Raw genomic sequence first — 21,368 nt, forward strand, 5'->3', positions numbered from 1 at the left:
TATCTAAGGCAGACAAGAAGAATGAAAGCTTACGCCGTACCTTTCGAAAAGTTCGTCAACCTGGCCGATGCCCGCCTGGGCACCAAGATCATCTCGGTGACCGATGACTGGTTCGCTGACGCCAACCGCCTGTTCCAGCCGACCCCGGCCGTGTGGAAGGAGGGCGTTTTCGATGACAACGGCAAGTGGATGGACGGCTGGGAGTCACGCCGCAAGCGCTTCGAAGGCTACGACAGCGCGGTGATCCGCCTCGGCGTACCCGGCTCGATCAAGGGCGTGGACATCGACACTTCATTCTTCACCGGCAACTTCCCGCCATCGGCCTCCCTGGAAGCCTGCTTCCTGGCCTCGGGCGAGCCGGACGCCAACACCCAGTGGGTGGAAGTGCTGTCGGCCGTGGAGCTGCAAGGCAACAGCCACCACTACCACGAGATCAACAACGACCAGGCGTTCAGCCACCTGCGTTTCAACATCTACCCGGACGGCGGTGTGGCCCGTCTGCGTGTGTACGGCGTGCCGTTCCGCGACTGGTCCTCGGTGGGCGACAACGAACAGGTCGACCTGGCAGCGGCCCTCAACGGCGGTCGCGCCCTGGCGTGCTCCGACGAACACTTCGGCCGCATGAGCAACATCCTCAACCCGGGCCGTGGCATCAACATGGGCGACGGCTGGGAAACCGCCCGTCGTCGTACGCCAGGCAATGACTGGGTGATCGTCGCCCTGGGCCACCCCGGCGAGATCGAGAAAATCGTGGTCGACACCCTGCACTTCAAGGGCAACTACCCGGACACTTGCTCGATCCAGGGCGCGTTCGTGAAGGGCGGCACCGACAGCCAGATCGAAACCCAATCGCTGTTCTGGCGCGAGCTGCTGCCGGCGCAGAAACTGGAAATGCACGCTGAACACACGTTTGCCGAGCAGATCAAGGCACTGGGGCCGATTACCCACATCCGCCTGAACGTGTTCCCGGATGGTGGTGTGAGCCGCCTGCGGGTCCTCGGTAAAGTCGCTAAATAAGCGGTGAGCCCATCGCAGGCAAGCCAGCTCCCACATTTGAATGTATTCACAGATCAAAATGTGGGAGCCGGGCTTGCCCGCGATAGCAATAGAACAAACAACACAGAATCCGGATAAGAAGACAGCCATGCGCACACTAGTGATCGAACCCCTGACCAAAGAAGCCTTCGCCCCTTTCGGAGACGTTATCGAAACCGATGGCAGCGATCACTTCATGATCAATAACGGGTCGACCATGCGCTTTCATAAACTGGCGACGGTTGAAACCGCCACGCCAGAAGACAACGCAATCATCAGCATCTTCCGCGCCGATGCGCAGGACATGCCGCTGACCGTGTGTATGCTGGAAAGACACCCGCTGGGCAGCCAGGCCTTCATCCCGCTGCTCGGCAACCCCTTTCTGATCGTGGTCGCGCCACTTGGCGATGAACCTGTATCGGGCTTGGTCCGCGCCTTCGTCACCAACGGCAGGCAGGGCATTAATTACCATCGCGGCGTCTGGCACCACCCGGTGCTGACGATCGAAAAGCGGGATGACTTCCTGGTGGTTGATCGCAGTGGCACAGGCAATAACTGCGATGAGCATTTTTTCAAAGAGGATGAGCGGTTGATCCTCGCCCCCCACCAATAAGAGAAGGTCTGATCACCCGACAACAAGGGTGACAGGCGAGAGGTAAAGACTGTGGAAGCACATTTGATGGAATGGCTGAACCTTAGCGTGCGCTGGGTTCACATGATCACTGGCGTCGCGTGGATCGGCGCTTCCTTCTATTTTGTCTGGCTGGAAAACAACCTTAATCGCGTCAACCCCAAAGACGGCCTGGCCGGTGACTTATGGGCGATTCACGGTGGCGGTATCTACCACCTGGAAAAATACAAACTGGCCCCGCCGACCATGCCGGACAACCTGCATTGGTTCAAATGGGAAGCCTATTTCACCTGGATGTCGGGCATCGCGCTGCTGTGCGTAGTGTTCTACGCCAACCCGACCTTGTACCTGCTGGCCCCGGGTAGCAGCCTCAGTGGCCCCGAAGGCGTACTGCTGGGCATTGGCTCACTGTTCGTCGGCTGGTTCATCTATTCCTTTCTGTGCGATTCGGCGCTGGGCAAACGCCCTGCCCTGCTCGGCTTTATCCTGTTTGTACTGTTGATTGCGGCCGCTTACGGCTTCAGCAAGGTCTTCAGCGGTCGCGGTGCTTACCTGCACGTAGGCGCGGTGATCGGCACCATCATGGTCGGTAACGTATTTCGCATCATCATGCCCGCCCAGCGCGCGCTGGTAGCGGCCATCGCCGAGAACCGCACACCTGACCCGGCGCTGCCGGCCAAGGGTCTGCTGCGTTCGCGTCACAACAACTACTTCACCTTGCCGGTGCTGTTCATCATGATCAGCAACCACTTCCCGAGCACCTACGGCAGCCAATACAACTGGCTGATCCTGGCGGGTATCGCGGTGGCAGCGGTGTTGGTGCGTCACTACTTCAACACACGGCATAACAGCCAGAAGTATGCGTGGACGTTGCCGGTGGGCGCATTGGCGATGATTTGCCTGGCGTATGTGACCGGTCCTAAACCTGTTTCGACTGCACCTGACGTGGCCAAGGCACCCGCGGCCATCGAGTACCAGCCATTGCCGGAAACCGCATTGGGCGGTGGCTTGAAACCTGCTGCGCCAGCCGCACCCGCTGCAGAACCTGCTGCGGCACCGGCCCAGGCGACGATTGATTTCGACAAGGTGCATGGCGTGATCCAGGAACGCTGCGCCGTGTGCCATTCGGCCAAGCCCACCAGCCCGCTGTTCAGCACCGCCCCAGCCGGCGTGATGTTCGATACCCCGGCGCAGATCCAGCAGCAGGCGGCGCGTATTCAAGCGCAGGCCGTGGCCAGCCAGATCATGCCGCTGGGCAACATCACCCAGATGACCCAGCAGGAGCGGGATTTGATTGGCACCTGGATCAACCAGGGGGCGCGCACTAACTGACAGCCTGAGTAACACAAATCCAAAATGTGGGAGCTGGCTTGCCTGCGATAGCGGTGCATCAGCCACCAGATGAGTTGCTGAGCCACCGCCATCGCAGGCAAGCCAGCTCCCACAGGGATTTGTGGTGATTTACAGAGTGCGTTCCAAACAACACAACAATAAAAAAGATCCGAGGTGTTGCATGACCGAGTTAGTCGAACCGCAGATTCCCGCCGCACCCGCCATGGTGCGGCTGCCCCTCTTGCAACTGATTCTGGTAGGCCTGCAACACGTCTTGCTGATGTACGGCGGCGCCGTCGCCGTACCCCTGATCATTGGCCAGGCCGCAGGCTTGAGCCGTGAAGAAATCGCCTTTCTGATCAACGCCGATCTGCTCGTGGCGGGCATTGCCACCATGGTGCAGTCATTCGGCATCGGCCCGGTGGGCATTCGCATGCCGGTGATGATGGGCGCCAGTTTCGCCGCCGTCGGCAGCATGGTGGCCATGGCTGGCATGCCTGGCATCGGCCTGCAGGGCATCTTCGGCGCGACCATCGCTGCCGGTTTTTTTGGCATGCTGATCGCGCCGTTCATGTCCAAGGTCGTGCGGTTTTTCCCGCCCTTGGTGACCGGCACCGTGATCACTGCCATCGGCCTGTCGCTGTTCCCCGTGGCCGTGAACTGGGCCGGTGGCGGCAGTGCCGCCGCCACCTTCGGCTCGCCGGTTTACCTGGCGATTGCCGCGCTGGTACTGGCCACCATCTTACTGATCAACCGTTTCATGCGCGGCTTCTGGGTAAATATCTCGGTGCTGATCGGCATGGCGCTCGGCTATGGCTTGTGCGGCCTGCTCGGCATGGTCGACCTCGGCGGCCTGTCCCAGGCACCGTGGGTGCAAGTGGTGACGCCACTGCATTTCGGCATGCCCAAGTTCGAGTTGGCACCGATCCTGTCGATGTGCCTGGTGGCGGTGATCATCTTCGTCGAGTCCACCGGGATGTTTCTTGCGCTGGGCAAAATCACCGGCCAGGAGGTCACGCCAAGGATGCTGCGCCGTGGCCTGTTGTGTGACGCTGGCGCCTCATTTTTCGCCGGTTTCTTCAATACGTTTACTCACTCCTCATTCGCCCAGAATATCGGCCTGGTGCAGATGACCGGCGTGCGTTGCCGCTCGGTGACGATCATGGCCGGGGCGTTCCTGATTGTGCTGAGCCTGCTGCCCAAAGCCGCCTTTTTGGTGGCATCGATTCCACCGGCAGTATTGGGCGGCGCCGCCATTGCCATGTTCGGCATGGTCGCGGCGACGGGCATCAAGATCCTGCAGGAGGCCGACATTGCCGACCGCCGCAACCAGTTGCTGGTGGCAGTCAGCATCGGCATGGGCCTGATCCCGGTGGTGCGCCCGGAATTCTTCGCGCAATTGCCCCTGTGGATGAGTCCGATTACCCACAGTGGAATCGCCATGGCCACCCTCAGCGCCTTGTCGCTGAACATCCTGTTCAACATCCTCGGCGGTTCGGAACGCCCCGCGGTCGCCCACACGCATTGATTTGGCCTGTTAGCAAACAACAACAAAAATAATAACCAACAGGAAATACCCACATGCACCCTATTCACCTGGGGCCGGCCACAAGCCGCGCCCCATTCTCGCCCCCTGCGCTCTCTAACAGCGCACTTGAGCCAAGGCCTGGGAGCCAGTATTCTCCGCGCCCGCTCGAATCGACTCAAAAAAAAACAGCGAATGTAAAAGCTGACTGCAGGGCCAACTTATCCTGGCCCAATGTCTGCGGCCAACGTGCAGAAAAAAACCTCCGGATTCGACTGCATCAAGTGCAGCCGAAGGCCTTTTATTGGCTTTTTAAACACCTTGGCGCAGCTCTTGCTAAAAGCATTAAAGCTGACCAAACAGACGATTTTTGCAGCGAACCAAAAGGCGCCACACCAGAGCGCCTGCGTAGAAAAACAACCATAAAACTTTGACTCGGGAGCAACCGAATGAAACCTATGTTCAAAGGCCTGATGCTGGCAGGATCCCTGCTGGCCGGCGGCCAAGCCGTGGCAGGCGATTTGTTGCAGTGGCAGAACAACAGCCTGACGTACCTGTGGGGCAAGAACTTCACCGTTAACCCGCAGATCCAGCAAACCGTCACCTTCGAGCACGCCGATGCGTGGAAGTACGGCGACAACTTCCTGTTCGTCGACCGCATCTTTTACAACGGCAAGGAAGACGGCAACGTCGGCCCAAGCACCTACTACGGCGAGTTCAGCCCACGGTTGTCGTTCGGCAAGATCTTCGACAAAGACCTCTCGTTCGGCCCGATCAAAGATGTGCTGCTGGCCTTCACTTACGAGTTCGGCGAAGGCGATAACGAGTCGTACCTGCTGGGCCCGGGCTTTGACCTGAACATCCCTGGCTTCGACTACTTCCAGTTGAACTTCTACCAGCGCCAGACCGAAGGCAACCGCCCGGGCGATGGCGTGTGGCAGATCACGCCGGTGTGGTCGTACACCATTCCCGTGGGCAACTCCAACGTGCTGATCGACGGCTTCATGGACTGGGTGGTGGACAACGACAGGAACGCCCGTGGCACTTACCACGCCAACCTGCACTTCAACCCACAGGTCAAGTACGACTTGGGCAAGGCGCTGCATTGGGGCGAGAAGCAGCTGTATGTCGGCTTCGAATATGACTACTGGAAGAACAAGTACGGGATCGAAGATTCCGGCGCGTTCAAGACTAACCAGGACACGGCGAGCTTCCTGGTCAAGTATCACTTCTGATTGAGCAACACCAATCCCCTGTGGGAGCTGGCTTGCCTGCGATAGCGATCTGTCAGCCAACATAGTTGGCACAGGAATACCGCTATCGCAGGCAAGCCAGCTCCCACATTTAGTTCACTGTCAGCCCAAGGAATTTGGACAATTCCTCGCGCTTGGCAAGTGCGTCCTTGCGCCCCAGCTCAATCAACTCGCTGCAATACCCCGCCTCGAACAACAAGTAACTCAACACCCCCGCCCCACTGGTCTTGGTCGCCCCCGGACCGCGCAAGAACAGACGCAACGCCGCCGGCAATTCCTGCCGATGCCGCGCCGCGATTTCATCGATCGGCTGGCTGGGCGCAATCACCAGCACCTCTACCGGCGCCAGCCCCGGCGCAACATGGCTGAATTGGTTCAGACGCTCCAACAGCTCAATATCGCTTTCCAGGCTGTCAATAAACGTGCTGTTAAGCATATGCCCACCAATCTGCGCCAAGGTCGGCTCCTGGCCAGTGTAAGTACGTTGCACCGAAGGTTCATTGCCACGCGGGTTGCCGCTCACGCCCACCACCAGCACCCGGCTGGCACCCAGGTGCAAGGCCGGGCTGATGGGCGCGGATTGGCGCACGGCACCGTCACCAAAATATTCCTGGTCGAGTTTGACCGGCGCAAACAGCAAGGGGATCGCGGAGCTGGCCAGCAAGTGCTCAACTGTCAGTTGGGTCGGCACACCGATGCGCCGATGGCGCAGCCAGGCATCGATCTTACCGCCGCCCTGATAGAAGGTCACCGCTTGCCCGGACTCATAACCAAAGGCCGTGACCGCGACTGCATGCAGATGCTTGTTGCGGATCGCCTCATCAATGCCGTGCAGGTGCAGTTTGTCGTTGAGCAAGTCGCGCAACGGCGCACTGTTGAGCAACGCCACCGGCACCTGGGCACCCAGGCCCAACAGGCTATGGATAAAGAAACGGCTGGCCTGGTGCACCACGCCCGGCCAATCGCTGCGCAGCACCAGATGGCTGCGAAAGCCCTGCCAGAAGGCGGTAAGGCGTTGGATGGCCGCAGTGAAATCCGTGGCGCCACTGGCCAGGCTCACCGCATTGATCGCGCCGGCGGAGGTGCCGACAATCACCGGAAAAGGATTCGGCGCCCCCGGCGGCAGCAACTCGGCAATCGCCGCCAGTACGCCCACCTGATACGCCGCTCGCGCCCCGCCACCGGAAAGAATCAAGCCTGTGACCGGTTCAGCTGGGCGCATTGCGTCACTCCATAGCGGAAAAAGTGCGGGTTACCGGCGGCGCGGTTCGTACAGCTTAGCCTCGCCGGGCGGGCGGCTCTTGAAGCGCCGGTGCGTCCACAGGTACTGCTCGGGGCATTCGCGCACCGAGGCTTCGACCCACTGGTTGATGCGCAGGCAGTCAACCTCGTCGCTCTCACCGGGGAAGTCGGTCAGCGGCGGGTGGATCACCAGGCGATAACCGCTGCCATCGGCCAGGCGCTCCTGGGTGAAGGGCATCACCAGCGCCTTGCCCAGCCGCGCAAACTTGCTGGTGGCGGTCACGGTAGCGGCCTGGATGCCGAACAGCGGAACAAAAATGCTTTGCTTGGCGCCGTAGTCTTGATCCGGCGCATACCAGATGGCGCGGCCCGAACGCAGCAGCTTGAGCATGCCGCGCACGTCGTCGCGCTCTACCGCCAGGGAATCGAGGTTGTGCCGCTCACGGCCACGGCGCTGGATGAAGTCGAACAGCGGGTTGCCGTGCTCGCGGTACATGCCATCAATGGTGTGCTTCTGCCCGAGCAGGGCCGCGCCAATTTCCAGGGTGGTGAAGTGCAACGCCATCAGGATCACACCCTTGCCATCCAGATGCGCCTGCTTCAAATGCTCAAGCCCTTCGACATGGGCCAGGCGTGCCAGGCGCGATTTGGGCCACCACCAGCTCATGGCCATCTCGAAGAAGGCGATGCCGGTGGACGCGAAGTTTTCCTTGAGCAGCCGTTTACGCTCCTTGGCGGATTTTTCCGGGAAGCACAGCTCGAGGTTGCGCGCGGCGATGCGGCGGCGATCAGCAGCCACACGGTACATGCCGGCACCAAGTAATCGACCAATGGTCAGCAATGCACGGTAGGGCAACTGGGTAATCAGCCACAGCAGGCCGAGTCCCAGCCATAACAGCCAAAAGCGCGGGTGAAAAAATACAGCTCGAAAACGCGGGCGATCCATTACAGATTCCGGTAAAGACAAGGGCCGCGCATTCTACAACGTTCGACTCGGCTTGCGGCCCGTGGTTGTTATCGTTATAAGTCTCGACACTTTTCGTGACAAGCCGCTTTTGCCGACCATGAGCCAAACCGAACCGCTAGACCAAGATCCCGTGTTCCAGCTGAAAGGCAGCATGCTCGCCATCACCGTGCTGGAACTGGCCCGCAACGACCTCGACGCCCTGGACCGCCAGCTCGCCGCCAAGGTCGCCCTGGCGCCGAACTTCTTCAACAATGCCCCGCTGGTACTGGCCCTGGACAAACTCCCGGCCGGCCAAGGCGCGATTGATTTGCCCGGCTTGATGCGCGTCTGCCGCTCCCACGGCTTGCGCACCCTGGCCATACGCGCCAGCCGTATCGAAGACATTGCCGCGGCCATCGCAATTGAACTGCCCGTATTGCCACCCTCCGGTGCCCGCGAGCGCCCGCTCGAACCGCTGGAAGGTGAAGTGAAGAAAAAACCGGAAAAACCGCCGGAACCTGCGGTCAAGCCTACAAAGATCATCACCTCCCCCGTACGCGGCGGGCAGCAGATTTACGCCCAGGGTGGCGATCTGGTGGTGATCTCCTCGGTTAGCCCCGGGGCGGAACTTCTGGCCGATGGCAACATCCATGTATACGGCCCTATGCGCGGACGTGCCCTCGCCGGCATCAAGGGCGATACCAAGGCGCGGATTTTTTGCCAGCAGTTGAGCGCTGAGCTAGTGTCCATCGCAGGCCAGTACAAGGTTTCAGAAGATTTGCGCCGTGATCCGCTGTGGGGGGCCGGGGTGCAGGTCAGCCTGTCGGGCGATGTGTTGAACATCATCCGTCTTTAACGGATACTGCCGCATTTTCCAAGCATCTCTAGACTCTGATAGCAAAGCGAAACCGGCAAGACTTGTGTAGGAATAATTGGAAGTTGGCGTTTCCCTGCGGAAATCACATCTTTTTCCTACAAAGGCTGTCCGCCTGCAGCGAGTTCCAAGAGATGTTTTTCAGGGGCTGAAAAGTCCTTTTTCCTTAGGGGTGAAACACCTTGGCCAAGATTCTCGTGGTTACATCCGGCAAGGGTGGTGTGGGTAAGACCACCACCAGCGCCGCTATCGGTACCGGCCTCGCTCTGCGCGGCCACAAAACAGTCATCGTCGACTTCGACGTCGGTTTGCGTAACCTCGACCTGATCATGGGCTGCGAACGCCGCGTGGTGTACGACTTCGTCAACGTGGTGAACGGCGAAGCCAACCTGCAACAGGCCCTGATCAAGGACAAGCGCCTTGAGAACCTGTACGTGCTGGCCGCCAGCCAGACCCGTGACAAAGACGCGCTGACCAAAGAAGGCGTAGGCAAAGTCCTGGCCGAGCTTAAAGAAACCTTCGAATACGTGGTGTGCGACTCGCCGGCCGGTATCGAAACCGGTGCTCACCTGGCGATGTACTTTGCCGATGAAGCCATCGTCGTCACCAACCCGGAAGTCTCCTCGGTACGTGACTCGGACCGCATGCTCGGCCTGTTGGCCAGCAAGTCCCAGCGTGCCGAAAAAGGTGAAGACCCGATCAAGGAGCACTTGCTGCTCACCCGTTACAACCCTGAGCGCGTCAGCAACGGCGAAATGCTCGGCGTTGAAGACGTGAAGGAAATCCTCGCAGTGACCCTGCTGGGCGTGATCCCCGAATCCCAGGCGGTCCTCAAGGCTTCCAACCAAGGTGTTCCGGTGATTCTTGACGACCAGAGCGACGCCGGCCAGGCGTACAGCGATGCAGTTGATCGCTTGCTGGGCAAGACCGTGGAACATCGCTTCCTCGATGTTAAGAAGAAGGGATTCTTCGAGCGTATCTTTGGAGGCAACTAAATAATGAAATTTCTCGACTTCTTTCGCGCCAACAAAAAGCCAAGTACCGCGTCGGTAGCGAAAGAGCGTCTACAGATCATCGTGGCGCACGAACGCGGCCAACGCAGTACCCCGGACTACCTGCCAGCCTTGCAGAAGGAACTGGTCGAGGTGATCCGCAAGTACGTCAATATCGGCAACGATGACGTGCATGTCGCCCTGGAAAACGACGGCAGCTGCTCGATTCTGGAACTCAATATCACCCTGCCTGATCGTTAATCGAAAAGGCGGCCGCCACGGCGGCTCGATCACCTTGATCCCGTTTGGGAACCGGGTGGCCGAGCCGCCGTTGGCGTTTGTTACGAGGCTGTTTAATGCCGCTGTCCACTATTCATATCCTGCATCAGGACGCCGCCGTCCTGGTGGTGAACAAGCCGACCCTGTTGCTCTCGGTGCCTGGCCGCGCCGATGACAACAAAGACTGCCTGATCACCCGCCTGCAGGAAAACGGCTACCCCGAAGCCCGCATCGTGCATCGCCTGGACTGGGAAACCTCGGGGATCATCCTGCTCGCGCGGGACGCCGACAGTCACCGCGAACTGTCGCGGCAGTTTCATGACCGCGAAACCGAAAAAGCCTACACCGCCTTGGCCTGGGGCCAGCCGGAGCTGGACAGCGGCAGCATTGACCTGCCTTTGCGCTACGACCCGCCGACCAAGCCGCGCCACGTAGTCGACTATGAGTTTGGCAAAAACGCACTGACCTTCTGGAAAGTGCTGGAGCGTTGTGGCGATTGGTGCCGCGTGGAACTCACGCCGATCACCGGGCGTTCGCACCAGTTGCGGGTGCATATGCTGTCGATCGGCCATCCGCTGCTCGGTGATGGCTTGTACGCCCATGAACAAGCCCTGGCCGCCTGGCCACGCCTGTGCCTGCATGCGAGCATGTTGAGCTTTACGCACCCGCAAAGCGGCGAGCGGCTGCGCTTTGAGTGCCCCGCCCCCTTCTAAACTGAAAACACAGTCAAATGTGGGAGCTGGCTTGCCTGCGATAGCGATCTGTCTGTGCCAAATATATTGGCTTACACACCGCTATCGCAGGCAAGCCAGCTCCCACATTGGCCTTGCAGGGTTTTCAAGAGAGTAGCTTCACTTCAAATGTGGAGCCAATACGGTAAACTCCGCGCATTGCTGTCTGGAGCTATTTATGCGCGAAGCGTTGAATCAAGGCCTGATCGACTTCCTCAAGGCCTCCCCTACTCCTTTTCATGCCACTGCCGCCCTCGCCCAGCGCCTGGAAGCGGCCGGTTACCAGCGTCTCGACGAGCGTGAAACCTGGGCCACCGAGGCCAACGGGCGCTATTACGTCACCCGTAACGATTCCTCGATCATCGCCTTCAAGCTCGGTAAGCATTCGCCGCTGCAAGACGGTATCCGCATGGTCGGCGCCCACACCGACAGCCCGTGCCTGCGGGTCAAACCCCAGCCGGAGCTGCAACGCCAGGGCTTCTGGCAGTTGGGCGTGGAAGTCTACGGCGGCGCGCTGCTGGCGCCGTGGTTCGACCGCGACCTGTCGCTGGCCGGCCGCGTGACCTTCCGCCGCGACGGCAAGGTCGAGAGCCAACTGATCGACTTCAAGTTGCCGATTGCCATCATCCCCAACCTGGCTATTCACCTGAACCGTGAAGCCAACCAGGGCTGGGCGATCAATGCACAGACCGAGCTGCCGCCGATCCTTGCGCAGTTTGCCGGTGACGAGCGGGTGGACTTCCGCGCCGTGCTCACTGAGCAGCTCGCCCGCGAACACGGCCTCAACGCTGATGTAGTACTCGACTACGAGTTGAGCTTCTACGATACGCAAAGCGCTGCGGTGATCGGCCTCAATGGCGACTTCATCGCCGGTGCGCGCCTCGACAACCTGTTGTCGTGCTACGCCGGCCTGCAAGCCTTGCTCACCAGCGAAAACGACGAAACCTGCGTGCTGGTGTGCAACGACCACGAAGAAGTCGGCTCCTGTTCGGCCTGCGGCGCGGATGGCCCGATGCTGGAACAGACCCTGCGCCGTCTTCTACCGGAAGGTGAGGAATTCGTACGCACCATTCAGAAATCACTGTTGGTCTCGGCAGACAATGCCCACGGCGTGCACCCTAACTACGCCGAGAAACACGACGCCAACCACGGCCCCAAACTCAACGCCGGCCCGGTGATCAAGGTCAACAGCAACCAGCGCTACGCCACCAACAGCGAAACCGCCGGGTTCTTCCGCCACCTGTGCATGGCCCAGGAAGTGCCGGTGCAGAGCTTTGTAGTGCGCAGCGACATGGGCTGCGGCTCGACCATCGGCCCGATCACCGCCAGCCACCTGGGCGTGCGCACCGTGGATATCGGCTTGCCGACGTTTGCCATGCACTCGATTCGTGAGCTGTGTGGCAGCCATGATCTGGCGCACCTGGTGAAGGTGTTGGGTGCGTTTTATGCGAGCCGCGATTTGCCCTGACCTCAGGGGCTGAATGCGGTCAAAACTGTGGGAGCGGGCTTGCTCGCGAAAGCGGAGTGTCAGTCAATTCATCTGTAACTGGCACACCGCATTCGCGAGCAAGCCCGCTCCCACAGTTGGTTTTGCATAAACCTGACCCATATCACTCCAACTTCCCACAATCCGACCTAGACTTGTCAGTATTCCCACTCCGACAAGGCCGTCGCCCCATGATCTCCATGTCTTCGTTCCACGCCATGCTCATTCCCATTATCATCGGCATGATCCTGCTCGCGACCGGTTTCAACTTTCGCGACAAGCCGGTGGGTGTGTTTGGTATGTGGGTCGGTATGCTGTTGATCCTCGGCACTGTGGTTTACAAGATCCTTGCCAAACTGGCGGAATAACAAATGCACTCGCATTGGGCATAGCGGCCTCGTACACTCGGTCAATTCGTCGTTTTCAAGGTTGACCGCCTCGTGCTTTCCCGTCTCTTTGCCCTGCCCTGCTATTTTCTGATCGCCCTGCTCACGCTGCTGCCCCTTGCGCCAGCGCAAGCCGTGAGCCTGCCCGGCCTGCTGGGCAGCACCAACAAGACCCAGCCTCAGGCCGATGTGCCGCTGGGCCAGTCGCTGGACGAGGTGATCAAGACCCTGGAAAACGACCAGCAGCGCACCCAACTGCTGAGCGACCTGAAGAAGCTGCGCGAAGCCACGCAAAAAGCCCAGCCCGCTGCCGAACAAGGCGTGCTCGGCTTGATCGGCAGCACCCTGGCCGAGCTTGAAGCCCAATTTTCCGGGGCCGACAGCCCGTTGGGGCGCTGGTCCAACGAGATCGACCTGGCCCAGGAAGAACTCACGGCACTGATGCTGCCGGCCACCGAATGGCTGCCGATCATTTTTGGTTTTGCCGTGATCCTGGCAGTGTGGAGCCTGCTGGCCGCCGCGCTGATCTGGCTCAGCCACCGTGTGCGTGAACGTTTCGGCCTGCCCGAAGAACTGCCGCAACACCCGCGTACCTGGGACATGGTGCGCTTCGCCCTGCGTAAACTGGGGCCGTGGCTGATTGCGTTGATCATCACGGTTTACCTCAGCTATGCACTGCCTTCGTCCCTGGGCAAATCCCTGGCGATGGTGCTGGCTTATGCGCTGGTGATCGGCACGTGTTTCTCGGCGATCTGCGTGATTGCCTTCTCGGTTCTCGACGGCCCACACCGTCACCGGGCCTTGTATATCCTACGCCACCAGGCCTTCCGTCCGCTGTGGTGGATCGGCAGTTTTGCCGCCTTCGGTGAAGCCTTGAGCGACCCAAGGCTGGTTGCGGCGCTTGGCCAGCATCTGGCCCACACCGCCGCGACCGTCGCCAATGTGATGGCCGCGCTGTCCACCGGCGTGTTTATCCTGCGCTTCCGCCGCCCGATCGCGCACCTGATCCGCAACCAACCGCTGTCGCGCCGCCTTACACGCCGCGCCCTCACCGACACGCTCTCGATCATCGGCTCCTTCTGGTACATCCCGGCGTTGTTGCTGGTGGGCATCTCGCTGTTCGCCACCTTCCTGTCGGCCGGCGACACCAGCACCGCGCTGCGCCAGTCGCTGCTGTGCACGGTATTGCTGGTGTTGTGCATGGTGATCAACGGGCTGGTGCGCCGCCATGCGCTCAAGCCGCAACGTGGGCACAAGCGCCACGCGCTGTACTCCGAGCGCCTGAAAAGCTTCGTCTACACCCTGGCCCATCTGGTGGTGTGGCTGGTATTCATCGAGCTGGGCCTGCGCGTGTGGGGCCTGTCGATGATTCGCTTCACCGAAGGTGACGGCCATGAAGTCAGCGTCAAGCTGTTCGGCCTGGGCGGCACGCTGCTGTTTGCCTGGCTGATCTGGATCCTCAGCGACACCGCGATCCACCATGCCCTCACCCGCTCGCGCAAAGGCCTGGCCAATGCGCGTGCGCAGACCATGATGCCGCTGATCCGCAACGTGCTGTTCGTGACCATTTTTATCATCGCCGCCATCGTCGCCCTGGCGAACATGGGCATGAACGTCACGCCGCTGCTGGCCGGTGCCGGTGTGATCGGTATCGCCATCGGTTTTGGCGCACAGTCGCTGGTCGCGGACTTGATCACCGGCCTGTTCATCATCATCGAAGACTCCCTGGCGATTGATGACTACGTGGATGTCGGCGGCCACCTCGGCACTGTCGAAGGCCTGACCATCCGCACCGTGCGCCTGCGCGACATCGACGGCATCGTGCACACCATCCCGTTCAGTGAAATCAAGAGCATCAAGAACTACTCGCGGGAGTTCGGCTACGCGATCTTCCGGGTGGCGATCCCCTTCAACATGGAGATCGACGACGCCATCAAGCTGATGCGCGATGTCGGCCAGAAAATGCGCAACGACCCGCTGCAACGCCGCAATATCTGGTCGCCGCTGGAGATTCAAGGTGTGGAAAGCTTTGAGTCCGGCAGCGCGATCCTGCGGGCGCGCTTCAAGACCGCGCCGATCAAGCAGTGGGAAGTGTCGCGGGCGTTCAACCTGTCACTCAAGCGTCATCTGGATGAAGCCGGGCTGGACCTGGCAACACCGCGCTTGAGCGTGCAGGTGGTGACCGCCGGTACGGTGCAGGAGAAAGATCAACAACAATAAACAAGGAGAGGTCTGTATGCGTTTAAACGGTCTGACACACCAATGGGTTTTCGGCATGCTGTGCGGGCTCGCCAGCAGCGCGGTGATTGCCGCCAGCAGCGGCCAGGATGCTGCCCGGGAAGAAATCGCCGCCCAGGCCAAAATCCTCGAACCGGCGTTGCTGGAAACCCGCCGCGATATTCACGCCCACCCCGAGTTGGGCAATACCGAAACCCGCACCGCCGAACTGGTCGCCAAACAACTGCGCGACCTGGGCCTTGACGTCAAAACCGGCGTGGCCCGCACCGGCGTGGTCGCCATTTTGAAAGGCGGTCTACCCGGCCCGACCGTGGCCCTGCGTGCCGACATGGATGCGCTGCCGGTCAAGGAAGTCGCCGACCTGCCCTTCGCCTCCAAAGCCAAAGGCACTTACCTGGGCAAGGAAGTCGACGTGATGCACGCCTGCGGCCACGATGCTCACACGGCAATCCTACTGAGCACCGCGAAAATCCTCAGCGGCATGCGTGAGCGCCTGCCCGGCACCGTGGTGTTTTATTTCCAGCCGGCCGAAGAAGGCCCGAGCGACTTTATCCCCGACGGCAAAAACACCTGGGGCGCGAAAATGATGGTGCAGGAAGGTGTGATGAAAACGCCCAAGCCGGACGCGGTGTTCGGCCTGCATGTCTGGGCCGGTGTGCCTGCCGGGCAGATCGCCTATCGGCCTGGCCCGACCCTGGCCAGCTCCGATGACCTGCGCATCAAGATCCTCGGCAAACAGACCCACGCCGGCCGCCCGTGGGACGGCATCGACCCGATCACCGTCGGCGCGCAGACCATTGTCGGTTTGCAGACCGTGGTGAGTCGGCGCACCGACATCTCGTCGTTTCCGTCGGTGGTGAGCATCGGCACCATCAACGGCGGCACCCGCTACAACATCATCCCCGAGTCGGTGGACATGAGTGGCACCATCCGTTCCTACGACTACGGTATTCGCCAGAAACTGCACGCGGACGTGCGCCAGACGGTGGAGAAAATCGCCGAAAGCGGTGGCGCCAAGGCCGAAGTCACGATCATCGAAAAATACGACCCGACCATCAACAACCCGGCACTCACCGAAAAAATGCTGCCAAGCCTGCGTTGGGCGGCCAAGGATGATGTGGTGCAAGGCCCACTGGTGGGCGGCGCCGAGGACTTCTCGTTTTACGCCAAGGAAGCGCCGGGGTTGTTTGTGTTTCTGGGGGTGACGCCGAGGGATCAGGACATGAGCAAAGCGGCGCCGAACCATAATCCGGGGTTCTTTGTGGATGAGTCGGCGTTGGTGGTGGGGGTGCGGACGCTGGCGTCGTTGGCGACGGATTATCTGTATACCAACACAAAGCAGTAGCGAAGCGCTTACTGTGGCGAGCGAGCTTGCTCGCGCTGGACCGGGCTGGCGCTCCAGTGCGAAGCGCTCGCGTTTTTTGGGGCTGCTCCGCAGCCCAGCGGGAGCAAGCTCCCTCGCCACAGAAAGCCCGCTCACAGTGCTCCGACGTGTCAGCCAGCCAGCGCAGCGCCATCCATCTTCTGGCGCAGGCTCAACGGGCGCATGTCGGTCCAGACTTCTTCGATGTAAGCCAGGCACTCTTTCTTCATGCCGCTCTTGCCCACGGTGCGCCAGCCTTCGGGCACCACTTTGTAGTCGGGCCAGATGGAATACTGTTCTTCGTGGTTGACCACTACCTGAAACAGGATGTCGTCGCGGTCAAATACTGAGGTCATTGCTGTTCTCCATCGCAAAAAAACTGGCTGCGCACCACGCGCAGCGCTGATATCTGTAGAAACGTACCAGGCCCGCTAAAAATTAGAGGCTGGCGACGGCTGCCGCCAAGGCGCGCCCGAAGATCTCGGCCACGCGGTCGACTTCGGCGGCGGTGATCACCAGCGGCGGCAGGAAGCGCACCACGCTGCCGTGCCGGCCGCCCAGCTCCAGGATCAGGCCACGCTTGAGGCATTCGCGCTGCACCAGCGGTGCCAGTTGGCGATGCACCGGCGGGTGGCCCTGGATATCGGGCGTGCCGTTGGGGTCTACCAGCTCAACGCCCAGCATCAGCCCACGCCCACGAATATCGCCCAGGTGCGGGAAGTCGCGCTGCAGGATGCGCAGGTGCTCAGCCAGGCGCTCGCCCATGGCCGCCGCGTGGCCGGCCAGGTCGTGTTCCTTGAGGTAGCGCATCACCGCCGAGCCCGCCGCCATCGCCATTTGATTACCCCGGAACGTTCCGGCATGCGCGCCCGGCAACCAGGTGTCGAGCCAGTCGCGATACACCACCACCGCCAGCGGCAAGCTACCGCCAATGGCCTTGGACATCACCACAACATCCGGGATGATGCCGGCGTGTTCAAAGGCAAACATCTTGCCGGTACGACCGAAACCGCTCTGGATTTCATCCACGATCAAGGCCACTCCGGCCTGCTCGGTGATGCGTCGCAGGCCGCGCAACCAGTCGAGATCGGCCGGGATCACACCGCCCTCGCCCTGCACCACCTCGACAATCACCGCCGCCGGCAACAGCACGCCGGCTTCCGGGTCGTTGAGCAGGTTTTCCAGGTAATGCAGGTTGACCCGCACGCCTTCTGCGCCGCCCAGCCCGAATGGGCAGCGGTAGTCATAGGGGTACGGCAAGAATTGCACGCCATTACCCAGCAGAGCGCCCAAGGGTTTTTTCGGCCCCAGGCTGCCCATCAGGCTCAGCGCGCCCTGGCTCATGCCGTGGTAACCGCCCTGGAACGACAGCACCGTGCTGCGACCCGTGGCAGTGCGCACCAGCTTCAGCGCGGCTTCCACCGCGTCAGTGCCGGTGGGGCCGCAAAACTGGATTTTCGCTTCTTGCGCAAGCTTTGCCGGCAGCAGGCCGAACAGGTCCTGGACGAACTGGTCCTTGACCGGCGTAGTGAGGTCGAGCGTATGCAGTGGCAGCTCGTCACTCAGCACCTGCTGGATGGCTGCGATCACCACCGGGTGGTTGTGACCGAGCGCCAAGGTGCCTGCACCGGCGAGGCAGTCGATGAAGCTGCGACCTTCGACGTCTTCCACGTAGATGCCCTTGGCCCGCTTGAGCGCCAGCGGGATACGCCGAGGGTAGCTGCGGGCATTGGATTCCTGCTGACGCTGGCGGGCCAGCAGTGGGGTTTCTTCGAAGTGGTAGAGCGTTTCCACCGGTGGTGCGTCTTCGATACGGCTGGTAGCGACTGACATCTCTCGATCCCTCAATACGCGGGTGGGGTGACCAAACGGGCGATCCGCGTATGTGCGGATTTCATGTTCTGGAGACGCACCAGCGCTGGGGGGATTTAGGGGGGTTGTGGTTTTTTGATGGGGGGCATATCCGTTTTTTAGGTAACGGCGGCCTAGGGTTCCGCCCTTACGGCGGGTCACTTTTGCAAGGACCGGAATGCCGGCCCAGTCAAAAGTAACCAAAAGGTCCTCGCCCCAACACTCGGTGCCTCGCTATGGCTCGGCATGCCCGCAATCCGACAGGGATTTGGGGGGCCGCCGCGATGGGCCATCCTTGGCCCAGCGCGGCTAAACCGGCATCCCTGCCGGTTTACCCCCCAAATCCCTGTCAGATTCCGGCCATCGTGTTTGACGGGGCGATTTCAGATCAAGATCAAAAGCGCAGATCAAAAGACCGCTGACTTCGTCATCGAAAAGGATGTAAGGGCCAGAGCAACAGCAACAGCAAAGCCATGCTCGGTCTAATGTGGGAGCTGGCTTGCCTGCGATGGCATCAACTCGGTGTGCCTGATGTACCGAGGTGTCTGAATCGCAGGCAAGCCAGCTCCCACAGAAAAGCAGCTCTTCAGTGTATGCGGACCCGCTTTTGCTTTTGATTCAACCACTCAGGTCGGCTTTCAGGCCGCCGTGCTGTAGATCTTGATCTTGATCTGAGGCGCCCCGTTAACCACGATGGCCGAACGCAGGCTTGAATCCGTGGGTAACCCGGCAGGACGCCGGGTTACCCACGGATTCAAGCCGGAGTGAGGGCACACCGAGCCCAAGCGAGGTGCCGAGTGGTGGGGCACAGACCTTTTGGTTACTTTTGGCTGGGCCGGCATTCCGGGCGTTTGCCAAAAGTGACCCGCTGTAAGAGCCATGCCTTTCAAGGTCTATGTTTAAGAGTCCGTTTAACGTCATGTTTAGGCCTGTTTATCCGCCTTGGCAGCCTTAAGCACCCGAGCTGTTGAGACATGCGCCCGTGCCGCCTTACCTTCCAGCCACTCCTTGGGTTTAGCGACTTTGGCGCCGCGAGGGCTCTTTGCGACGGACTTGGGTTTGATCAACCTCGCCAGGGCCAGTAATCGCTCTGCCAGCCCTTGCGAGGTCTTTTCAAGGGGGAAATTTTCCGCAGGCAATGCGATCTGCAAACCCTGATAATCACTGCGAACATGCACCGCCAAGTGGAAAATCGAAGCTTCCCAACCCTCTGGCTGTGTTTCCCGGTGCGCCTGCTCAACACTACGTTTGAGAACCGATAAAACGTTGTAAGCCAGCACCGCCGAGGCAAAGCCCAGCAGCGCGGCTTTCGGGCTGCCAAAGCTTGTGATTTCACTCTCCAGTACCGATTCAAGGCGTTGGAACATGCCTTCAATACTCCAGCGACGACGGTACAAATCAGCTATCTGTTGAGCACTGATGGTGTCGGGCAAATTGCTCCAGAACCACATCACCACATCACCTGAGTCATTCGCTGTTTGCAGGCTCAATTCAACGCGTCTCCAGCGGCGGCCACTGGTCACTTCGATGATTTGTTCGCGAACGGTGCCGCTATCGACTGCTCCTGAATCTTGCCACTCACTTTCTTGGACGAGTCGTGGATGTTTGCTGGGTTGGCGAACGATGAACGAAGCCCCCGTGTCCTCGCAGGCTTGCAAGACGGGCAGCGTGCAATAGAGCCGGTCAGCCATCCACAACTGGCCCGCGCATGCGCGGGCCAGTAGCGGTAAAACACTGACTCGCTCACTGGCGTAGGCATCTTCCCACGGCTGAAGATCAACGACTAAATCCAGATCCGGATCGTAGGCAACTACTGAAAATCCTGGGCGTGCTGCGCCGCGCTCATTGCGCAGAGCACCTAGACGTTTTTCAGTGGCCGGCAGATGGTTGCCATCAACAATACGCAACTGCCAACCGGGAAGGATCGATGAATGGCCAAGCGTTTCTACGGTCGGTATCAAACGCTCGGCACTGCCCGAAATGAGGGCGCGCAGAAGCTCGGGTTCGGTTCGCTTGATCTTGTCATAGAGGGCTGCAAGGCTGACCGAAAGGCCCTCCATCTTGCGCGCCGCCGCGTGTAATGACGGCCTCAAGCCCAATGAAACAAGGGACATCAGCTCAACAACGGTTGAAAACAAAAGCTCACGGGAGTACTGACGCTGGCGATGATCATCGAACACCTTGTCTACCCACTTGGCATCTACGGCCTGCTCCAAGACCAGCTTGGTCATGACACTGGCTGGTGCTTGTTTTTCAAACCGTTCTAAAACCTTTTCCCACATAGCTTCGTCGTCCTGACTGAATTGATTAGGGGATTTTAAACCAAGACCTTGAAAGGCATGGCTGTAAGAGCGGAACCATAAGCGGCCGTTACCGCAGCAACGGATATGTACCCCACCAAACAACCACTCAAATCCCTCGATAGCGATCATTCAACGCATACAAAATCGCACACGTCTCCCCATCCAGCACCCCGCAATAATCGCGCGGCCGAAAGTGCATCTGGAACGCCCGCGTCCTCCATTCAAACGCCTGCCGGTTCCAGGCCGGTTTATACCCGCACCGCTGAAATGCCCGCTCCACCTCTACTTCCGGCGGCAACCCAAGACAAAACCGTCGCTGGTACATCCTGCGCGTAGTCTCATCAAACCAGGCGCCGATCCCGGCCTCGAACAAGTACCGCCAAGGCAACCGAGGCCCCGGATCACTCTTGCGCCAATACGCCACATCCGAATGCCCGAGCACATCCAGAGGCCCCACCTGCGGATAACGCCCAAGCATGTCGCGAACCAACGCGATCAACGTATCAACCTGCTCCCGGCCATATTCGGGGAAGGTAAAGACCCCGGCATCATCGCGCGCCAAATTGACGATCTCGATGCCGATCGCACGGCTGTTGAGGTTATCCAGCCCGCCCCAATGGCTAACCCCGGCATGCCAGGCCCGTTTGTCCTCGTCCACCAGGCGAAACACCCGCAGTTCGTCATAACCGGCAGCGCCATAGCTGGGCTCATCAGGGTCAGGAAGCAAATAGTGAGCGCTGACGCCACCTTGTGTCAGGGTACGCAAAGACGACGCAAAGGGCGCCGCGGTGTAATGCAGGATCACCTGCCGCACAGCCTCGCCATTGCGTTGATTAAAATCTTTAGCGGGGAAACTGCTGTCGATCACCAACATAAGAACCGTCCTTTTCAATACAGGCTG

At 60.2% G+C, this 21,368-nt stretch carries 20 protein-coding genes; 14 read left to right on the top strand and 6 right to left on the bottom strand.

Features of this window, described 5'->3' with window-relative positions:
* Positions 1-21: 21 nt before the first annotated feature.
* The 6 genes from alc (at position 22) to HU759_RS21310 (ending at position 5,758) form a co-directional block, all read left to right on the top strand.
* Positions 22-1,017, top strand: coding sequence for an allantoicase (alc, locus tag HU759_RS21285; protein ID WP_017137848.1), 996 nt, complete (start codon positions 22-24; stop codon positions 1,015-1,017).
* A 127-nt stretch (positions 1,018-1,144) separates the two neighbouring features.
* Entirely contained in the window at positions 1,145-1,648 is a 504-nt protein-coding gene (locus HU759_RS21290; RefSeq protein WP_017137849.1) for an ureidoglycolate lyase, read from the top strand.
* A gap of 51 nt (positions 1,649-1,699) precedes the next feature.
* Positions 1,700-2,998 (top strand): urate hydroxylase PuuD, encoded by a 1,299-nt coding sequence (locus HU759_RS21295; protein ID WP_017137850.1) that lies wholly within the window; start codon positions 1,700-1,702, stop codon positions 2,996-2,998.
* Positions 2,999-3,179: 181 nt separating this feature from the next.
* Positions 3,180-4,526: a nucleobase:cation symporter-2 family protein gene (locus HU759_RS21300; RefSeq protein ID WP_186617758.1), complete on the top strand. Its 1,347-nt coding sequence runs from the start codon at positions 3,180-3,182 to the stop codon at positions 4,524-4,526.
* A 53-nt stretch (positions 4,527-4,579) separates the two neighbouring features.
* Positions 4,580-4,957, top strand: coding sequence for a hypothetical protein (locus HU759_RS21305; RefSeq protein ID WP_157786505.1), 378 nt, complete (start codon positions 4,580-4,582; stop codon positions 4,955-4,957).
* Between the two features lie 15 nt (positions 4,958-4,972).
* On the top strand, positions 4,973-5,758 hold the full coding sequence (locus tag HU759_RS21310) for an outer membrane protein OmpK (RefSeq protein WP_017137852.1): 786 nt from the start codon (positions 4,973-4,975) through the stop codon (positions 5,756-5,758).
* Positions 5,759-5,867: 109 nt separating this feature from the next.
* Here HU759_RS21310 and HU759_RS21315 read toward each other — a convergent pair whose 3' ends face one another.
* Both HU759_RS21315 and HU759_RS21320 read right to left on the bottom strand, forming a co-directional pair.
* On the bottom strand, positions 5,868-6,998 hold the full coding sequence (locus HU759_RS21315) for a patatin-like phospholipase family protein (RefSeq protein WP_017137853.1): 1,131 nt from the start codon (positions 6,996-6,998) through the stop codon (positions 5,868-5,870).
* Between the two features lie 30 nt (positions 6,999-7,028).
* A complete protein-coding gene (locus HU759_RS21320; RefSeq protein ID WP_017137854.1) occupies positions 7,029-7,964 on the bottom strand; it encodes a lipid A biosynthesis lauroyl acyltransferase in 936 nt (311 codons plus the stop codon).
* 118 nt (positions 7,965-8,082) lie between these two features.
* Here HU759_RS21320 and minC point away from each other — a divergent pair, with 118 nt between their 5' ends.
* From minC to HU759_RS21360, 8 genes are all read left to right on the top strand, one after another.
* The gene (gene minC / locus HU759_RS21325; RefSeq protein ID WP_017137855.1) at positions 8,083-8,820 is read left to right on the top strand and encodes a septum site-determining protein MinC; all 738 of its coding nucleotides are present in this window, start codon (positions 8,083-8,085) and stop codon (positions 8,818-8,820) included.
* Between the two features lie 200 nt (positions 8,821-9,020).
* Positions 9,021-9,833 (top strand): septum site-determining protein MinD, encoded by an 813-nt coding sequence (minD, locus tag HU759_RS21330; RefSeq protein WP_003209098.1) that lies wholly within the window; start codon positions 9,021-9,023, stop codon positions 9,831-9,833.
* A 3-nt stretch (positions 9,834-9,836) separates the two neighbouring features.
* Positions 9,837-10,091 (top strand): cell division topological specificity factor MinE, encoded by a 255-nt coding sequence (gene minE, locus HU759_RS21335; protein ID WP_003175252.1) that lies wholly within the window; start codon positions 9,837-9,839, stop codon positions 10,089-10,091.
* Positions 10,092-10,186: 95 nt separating this feature from the next.
* Positions 10,187-10,822, top strand: coding sequence for an RluA family pseudouridine synthase (locus HU759_RS21340; protein WP_099487231.1), 636 nt, complete (start codon positions 10,187-10,189; stop codon positions 10,820-10,822).
* A 196-nt stretch (positions 10,823-11,018) separates the two neighbouring features.
* Entirely contained in the window at positions 11,019-12,308 is a 1,290-nt protein-coding gene (locus HU759_RS21345) for a M18 family aminopeptidase (protein WP_017137857.1), read from the top strand.
* Positions 12,309-12,517: 209 nt separating this feature from the next.
* Positions 12,518-12,694: a hypothetical protein gene (locus HU759_RS21350; RefSeq protein WP_017137858.1), complete on the top strand. Its 177-nt coding sequence runs from the start codon at positions 12,518-12,520 to the stop codon at positions 12,692-12,694.
* A gap of 72 nt (positions 12,695-12,766) precedes the next feature.
* Positions 12,767-14,932, top strand: a complete 2,166-nt coding sequence (locus HU759_RS21355; protein ID WP_017137859.1) for a mechanosensitive ion channel domain-containing protein — start codon at positions 12,767-12,769, stop codon at positions 14,930-14,932.
* Between the two features lie 16 nt (positions 14,933-14,948).
* Complete coding sequence (locus tag HU759_RS21360; RefSeq protein WP_170037774.1) at positions 14,949-16,295, top strand: amidohydrolase; 1,347 nt, start codon at positions 14,949-14,951, stop codon at positions 16,293-16,295.
* A gap of 149 nt (positions 16,296-16,444) precedes the next feature.
* Here HU759_RS21360 and HU759_RS21365 read toward each other — a convergent pair whose 3' ends face one another.
* The 4 genes from HU759_RS21365 to HU759_RS21380 all read right to left on the bottom strand — a co-directional run bounded on the left by HU759_RS21365 (position 16,445) and on the right by HU759_RS21380 (position 21,341).
* Positions 16,445-16,669, bottom strand: coding sequence for an MbtH family protein (locus HU759_RS21365; protein WP_056861093.1), 225 nt, complete (start codon positions 16,667-16,669; stop codon positions 16,445-16,447).
* A gap of 82 nt (positions 16,670-16,751) precedes the next feature.
* Positions 16,752-18,146 (bottom strand): aspartate aminotransferase family protein, encoded by a 1,395-nt coding sequence (locus HU759_RS21370; protein WP_186617756.1) that lies wholly within the window; start codon positions 18,144-18,146, stop codon positions 16,752-16,754.
* A 941-nt stretch (positions 18,147-19,087) separates the two neighbouring features.
* The gene (locus HU759_RS21375; protein WP_170040993.1) at positions 19,088-20,395 is read right to left on the bottom strand and encodes an IS4 family transposase; all 1,308 of its coding nucleotides are present in this window, start codon (positions 20,393-20,395) and stop codon (positions 19,088-19,090) included.
* Between the two features lie 178 nt (positions 20,396-20,573).
* Complete coding sequence (locus HU759_RS21380) at positions 20,574-21,341, bottom strand: N-acetylmuramoyl-L-alanine amidase (RefSeq protein WP_017134989.1); 768 nt, start codon at positions 21,339-21,341, stop codon at positions 20,574-20,576.
* Positions 21,342-21,368 lie beyond the last annotated feature (27 nt).

Origin of the sequence: Pseudomonas sp. OE 28.3, from assembly GCF_014268205.2 — a bacterium.
Classification (GTDB): domain Bacteria; phylum Pseudomonadota; class Gammaproteobacteria; order Pseudomonadales; family Pseudomonadaceae; genus Aquipseudomonas; species Aquipseudomonas edaphica.

Bases quoted from the DNA above. Each gene is read 5' to 3' on its own strand.
- HU759_RS21380 (WP_017134989.1), bottom strand. From the start codon at position 21,341: ATGTTGGTGATCGACAGCAGTTTCCCCGCTAAAGATTTTAATCAACGC.
- HU759_RS21370 (WP_186617756.1), bottom strand. From the start codon at position 18,146: ATGTCAGTCGCTACCAGCCGTATCGAAGACGCACCACCGGTGGAAACG.
- HU759_RS21375 (WP_170040993.1), bottom strand. From the start codon at position 20,395: ATGACCAAGCTGGTCTTGGAGCAGGCCGTAGATGCCAAGTGGGTAGAC.
- HU759_RS21360 (WP_170037774.1), top strand. From the start codon at position 14,949: ATGCGTTTAAACGGTCTGACACACCAATGGGTTTTCGGCATGCTGTGC.
- HU759_RS21340 (WP_099487231.1), top strand. From the start codon at position 10,187: ATGCCGCTGTCCACTATTCATATCCTGCATCAGGACGCCGCCGTCCTG.
- HU759_RS21310 (WP_017137852.1), top strand. From the start codon at position 4,973: ATGAAACCTATGTTCAAAGGCCTGATGCTGGCAGGATCCCTGCTGGCC.
- HU759_RS21345 (WP_017137857.1), top strand. From the start codon at position 11,019: ATGCGCGAAGCGTTGAATCAAGGCCTGATCGACTTCCTCAAGGCCTCC.
- HU759_RS21315 (WP_017137853.1), bottom strand. From the start codon at position 6,998: ATGCGCCCAGCTGAACCGGTCACAGGCTTGATTCTTTCCGGTGGCGGG.
- minE (WP_003175252.1), top strand. From the start codon at position 9,837: ATGAAATTTCTCGACTTCTTTCGCGCCAACAAAAAGCCAAGTACCGCG.
- HU759_RS21320 (WP_017137854.1), bottom strand. From the start codon at position 7,964: ATGGATCGCCCGCGTTTTCGAGCTGTATTTTTTCACCCGCGCTTTTGG.
- HU759_RS21365 (WP_056861093.1), bottom strand. From the start codon at position 16,669: ATGACCTCAGTATTTGACCGCGACGACATCCTGTTTCAGGTAGTGGTC.
- HU759_RS21305 (WP_157786505.1), top strand. From the start codon at position 4,580: ATGCACCCTATTCACCTGGGGCCGGCCACAAGCCGCGCCCCATTCTCG.
- HU759_RS21290 (WP_017137849.1), top strand. From the start codon at position 1,145: ATGCGCACACTAGTGATCGAACCCCTGACCAAAGAAGCCTTCGCCCCT.
- HU759_RS21300 (WP_186617758.1), top strand. From the start codon at position 3,180: ATGACCGAGTTAGTCGAACCGCAGATTCCCGCCGCACCCGCCATGGTG.
- HU759_RS21350 (WP_017137858.1), top strand. From the start codon at position 12,518: ATGATCTCCATGTCTTCGTTCCACGCCATGCTCATTCCCATTATCATC.
- minC (WP_017137855.1), top strand. From the start codon at position 8,083: ATGAGCCAAACCGAACCGCTAGACCAAGATCCCGTGTTCCAGCTGAAA.
- alc (WP_017137848.1), top strand. From the start codon at position 22: ATGAAAGCTTACGCCGTACCTTTCGAAAAGTTCGTCAACCTGGCCGAT.